The 3,724-nt window shown below is 46.7% G+C and carries 5 protein-coding genes; all 5 read left to right on the plus strand.

What is annotated here, in order from left to right:
- The coding region (locus tag COU90_01450; protein PJE64490.1) for a hypothetical protein at positions 1–186 on the plus strand (186 nt) is incomplete at its 5' end.
- A gap of 13 nt (positions 187–199) precedes the next feature.
- Positions 200–1,210: a hypothetical protein gene (locus COU90_01455; GenBank protein PJE64491.1), complete on the plus strand. Its 1,011-nt coding sequence runs from the start codon at positions 200–202 to the stop codon at positions 1,208–1,210.
- The gene (locus tag COU90_01460) at positions 1,182–1,799 is read left to right on the plus strand and encodes a hypothetical protein (GenBank protein ID PJE64492.1); all 618 of its coding nucleotides are present in this window, start codon (positions 1,182–1,184) and stop codon (positions 1,797–1,799) included. Before COU90_01455 ends, COU90_01460 begins: the two co-directional genes overlap by 29 nt.
- Entirely contained in the window at positions 1,796–3,121 is a 1,326-nt protein-coding gene (locus COU90_01465; protein ID PJE64493.1) for a hypothetical protein, read from the plus strand. The genes COU90_01460 and COU90_01465 overlap by 4 nt, the downstream gene beginning before the upstream one ends.
- A gap of 1 nt (position 3,122) precedes the next feature.
- A complete protein-coding gene (locus COU90_01470) occupies positions 3,123–3,563 on the plus strand; it encodes a hypothetical protein (GenBank protein ID PJE64494.1) in 441 nt (146 codons plus the stop codon).
- Positions 3,564–3,724: the final 161 nt, after the last annotated feature.

Below are 3,724 nucleotides of genomic sequence, written 5' to 3' on the forward strand. Positions count from 1 at the left end.
TCCAAGTATTCGGGCAGTGCGTGGGGCTTCAATGCGAATTTTGTTTTCGCTTCGCGGTTAAAAGGTGGGGGTGGTTGGAGGGAAAAATATGCCCCTTGTATTAATTGCATAATTATTATATATGTAGAAATGGAAATTCAGAAGATAGGAGATCATACTGATTTTCTATGGTTCATAGCTCTTTAACAATAAGGAAAATATGCGTACAGAAAACAGTCTAACAATTGGCGTGCCGGTTCGAAACGAATCGCGAACGCTTGAGAGGTTCATTGGATCCCTCAGGGACTCTGTGGATCTTCTTCCTGTTCATCTTACTGTTGAAACAATCATTTGTATTAACGGCTCTACTGACGGCTCCGAGGAAATTGCGAAACATCTCGTTCAGAAGCATTGTGGATCTCGCCTTGATATTTACGTCGTGTACTCGCAAGAGGGCAAGATGGAAGCTCAGCGAACCATTCTTCTTTCTCGCCATCTTCATGGGATGACAGCATTCTTTGACGCTGACACTATCGTGCATCGTTATTGCCTGCTACATCTATGGAATATGATGGAAAAAAATTCGCAACTGAAAGTGGCTTACTCTCGCGTCAAAGCACTAAACCACGGATACGAAACAATCGTGGAATGGATTGAGTCAGTCCATTATGCGTTCCCACACTTTCTAACATCCAGAAGATACTTCCATGGACGGGGATATTTTATCCGCCCCACGGAACTATTTTTCTGGGACGACGGAAAAAAGGAACGGGTAAAACAGTTGCGTCACAAATGGATGCGATTGGATGCCGGACCCATTGTGGACGATATTCATCTTTCCAGAGTGTTGGTGCAACGCTACGGCCCCGAGAGTATTCAAGAAGTTTATAATGCGGTCGTTGAGTTTACAGTTCCACGAACGATAACAGACTTCTATCACGGTCAACGACGTTTGCTCATTGAGCTACGACGTCTTGACGCATTGTTTCCGGAACACGCTTATCTTCATAAGGATTTTGAGCGTAAACCAGACCGCAAACAACTTCGCCAAGCACCCTTCGATGTGCGTTTTCACCATTTCCTGTATCGTTTCATGGAAAAGTGCATCCGCATAATCGTAAGGATTGAAATTTTCCTTTTGGTCTGCTTCCGCGGGCGATTGGAAAATTTCTGGATTCCACTCAAATCAACAAAAGAAAACAATGGAGGAAATAATGATGAGGATCGCTGATCGAGACTACTCAAAACTCAACCTCGGCTGCGGAAGGGACATAACCAAAAAACTCCCGGCACCGTGGCTGAATGTAGATGTGGAGGGGTCGGCGGCGGATGTCCTGTATGACATACGTCGTTTACCCCAAGGGTGGACAAAAGCCTTTGATGAAATCAGGGCATCGCACGTTCTCGAACACTTCTTCTTGGACGAAATGCCATCACTACTTACAGAATGGCATCGTGTTCTTGTCCCTCATGGTCAAGTAAGAATCATCGTCCCAGATCTCAAGATAATAGCTACGGCGCTTCTGAGAGGGATAGACTCCAAGGGAAGAAGAAGTGTTTCTGTAACCGACACAACCGCAGTTCTGGCACAGATCTACGGTGTTGGGTACGAAACTTCAAGAACGCAAAATGAATGGCGACACAGATTCCTGTTTAACGAGGAGCTCCTCAAAGAGCTTCTTAATCAAAACGGGTTTCAAAACCCCGAACGCTACAACCCAAACGAAGACCCGACAAAAATATACGGAGTGAATGATGATTCACAAAATCCATTTTCTCTGTGTGTTATTGCTCAAAAATCAAAAGGAGAAAACCGGTGAAAATCCAATTCTGGAAACCAGACGAGAGGTCATTCAACGAAACCTCTATCCAAGAGATGGCGAGAACATGTGGTCAACGCTCCTCGGTTCTTGCCAAGCTAAGCGTTATCGCCAGAGATCTTGGATTTTCAATTCCAGAGTTTCTGGTTATTACCACAAGTTTCGCTCACGAAGTAAATGAGCGTTATGAGGAAACAGGCGGTGATGAAGATGCCCGGGGCTATCTGGCACTAAGTGAGAAAAGAGTTAATGCCTATCGGGTGCTACTGGAGCCTTACCTACCGGAAATCATCTCTGCAATCAAGACCGTCACAGACGCTAACCCAATTCTGCGTGGCAGCTCGTCTCTTGAAGGATCGAACAGTCTTTCTTTCGCAGGTGTGTGTAAGACTGTTATTCCTTTGAGAGATATCGGACTCGAGGACTACGTTAAGTTTGGTGTGGCAAGGGTGCTGGCGGGAAGCTTCACTCCTTATGCCAATTACTACTTGTCACATCACAACATCCATTCAACGAGTCGAGATGTCGGACTTATGGCAATGAAGTTGGTGGCAACACCTATCATTCATGCGGCCGCGTACACATATCCGGACGAGCTAAGAGTTCGGTATTTTCTCAACCCAATCGTCGGATCGCCATACATAGGAGGACATGAAATGATTCTGAGGCGAGACGGGCTTTTGTCCACCACACTTCCGAATCATGCTGAGGACCTCAAGGCGACTTGGCATCATATCGCAAGCGTGCTCTGGAATCTCCATGACAACTTTTATGGAGAACCAGTTCCGGTGGATGTAGAATTCCTTGTGGATCAAGATGGAGAAAAAAATGTTCTCCACATCGTCCAGATGCGTCCTGTTAGCAGGCCTCACGAGAGGAACTACCTGCAGGCATGTTCGCTCAGGAGGGTGCTCAAAAAAACGCAAGGAAATATCGTCATTCCGCCATCGCATCTATATCACTCGGTAGGTGAGTTGGAGGATGGTGTAGTAATTGATATGCGCGACGCTACACGCCTATCAGACCTCGGAGTTATGATTGATGGGATTTCTCATCCCGTCTTTCTTGTTTCTCATGACAGAGGAGATGGCACATTCGGCTTTCTGAAGGCGTTACCACACCATGTACGCAACGGCGTGGTGCTTATTGCTCATCCAGAATACCGTGAACATGACCATCTGCAGTATTCGGTCTACGAAGACCGTCGTCTGGATATGGTCATTCACTGCGACGAACGGATGCTTGCTGACATCACGAGTGGCGACAGGATTGAAGTAACTTCAAACGGGAACACTGCTTCTCTAAACATAAAGGAAAAATAACATGTCAACACAATTCACTCATCGGTTCTTGGATCCGGCTGAAACGCTTCCACTGCAAGAGAATGTCAGTGCGGTATTTCTCGTGGCGTTTCAGGGTAGCAAGATCCTTGCGGCTAAAAACGAGCGAACATGGGATGTTCCGGGTGGTCATCGAGAGGGTGATGAAGACTCCCTCGTGGCCTTGCAACGTGAAGTTCTGGAAGAAGCTGGAGCGTATGTACGAGGTGCCGTGCCATATGCGGTGCTCACCTCCTCAACCTCAACAAAGGTGATGCTATTCTTCGCAAGCAATAACATCAACCTCGTCAAGTTCGTTCCTTCCGAAGACGCCCTCGAGAGAGAACTTCTCGATCCGGAAGAGCTTTTACGCCGTTACAACGGTGACAAGGATCTTCTCAAATCGCTCATCAAAGGTGCACAGAGAATGCTCGGACTTCCGTAGTTGACTCTGTTCCCCAAAAACCAAATGGCGAGACAATCGGAAATTGTCTCGCCATTTTTACAAAATTTTTTCCCTCCAACCACCCCCACCTTTTAACCGCGAAGCGAAAACAAAATTCGCATTGAAGCCCCACGCACTGCCCGAATACTTGGAGGGCAGAA

This window comes from Candidatus Ryanbacteria bacterium CG10_big_fil_rev_8_21_14_0_10_43_42 (assembly GCA_002793915.1).
GTDB lineage: Bacteria > Patescibacteriota > Minisyncoccia > Ryanbacterales > 2-02-FULL-48-12 > 1-14-0-10-43-42.

What these genes read in the sequence shown, in the direction of transcription:
- COU90_01455 (PJE64491.1), top strand. Translation starts at nt 200, where the DNA reads ATGCGTACAGAAAACAGTCTAACAATTGGCGTGCCGGTTCGAAACGAA.
- COU90_01460 (PJE64492.1), top strand. Translation starts at nt 1,182, where the DNA reads ATGGAGGAAATAATGATGAGGATCGCTGATCGAGACTACTCAAAACTC.
- COU90_01470 (PJE64494.1), top strand. Translation starts at nt 3,123, where the DNA reads ATGTCAACACAATTCACTCATCGGTTCTTGGATCCGGCTGAAACGCTT.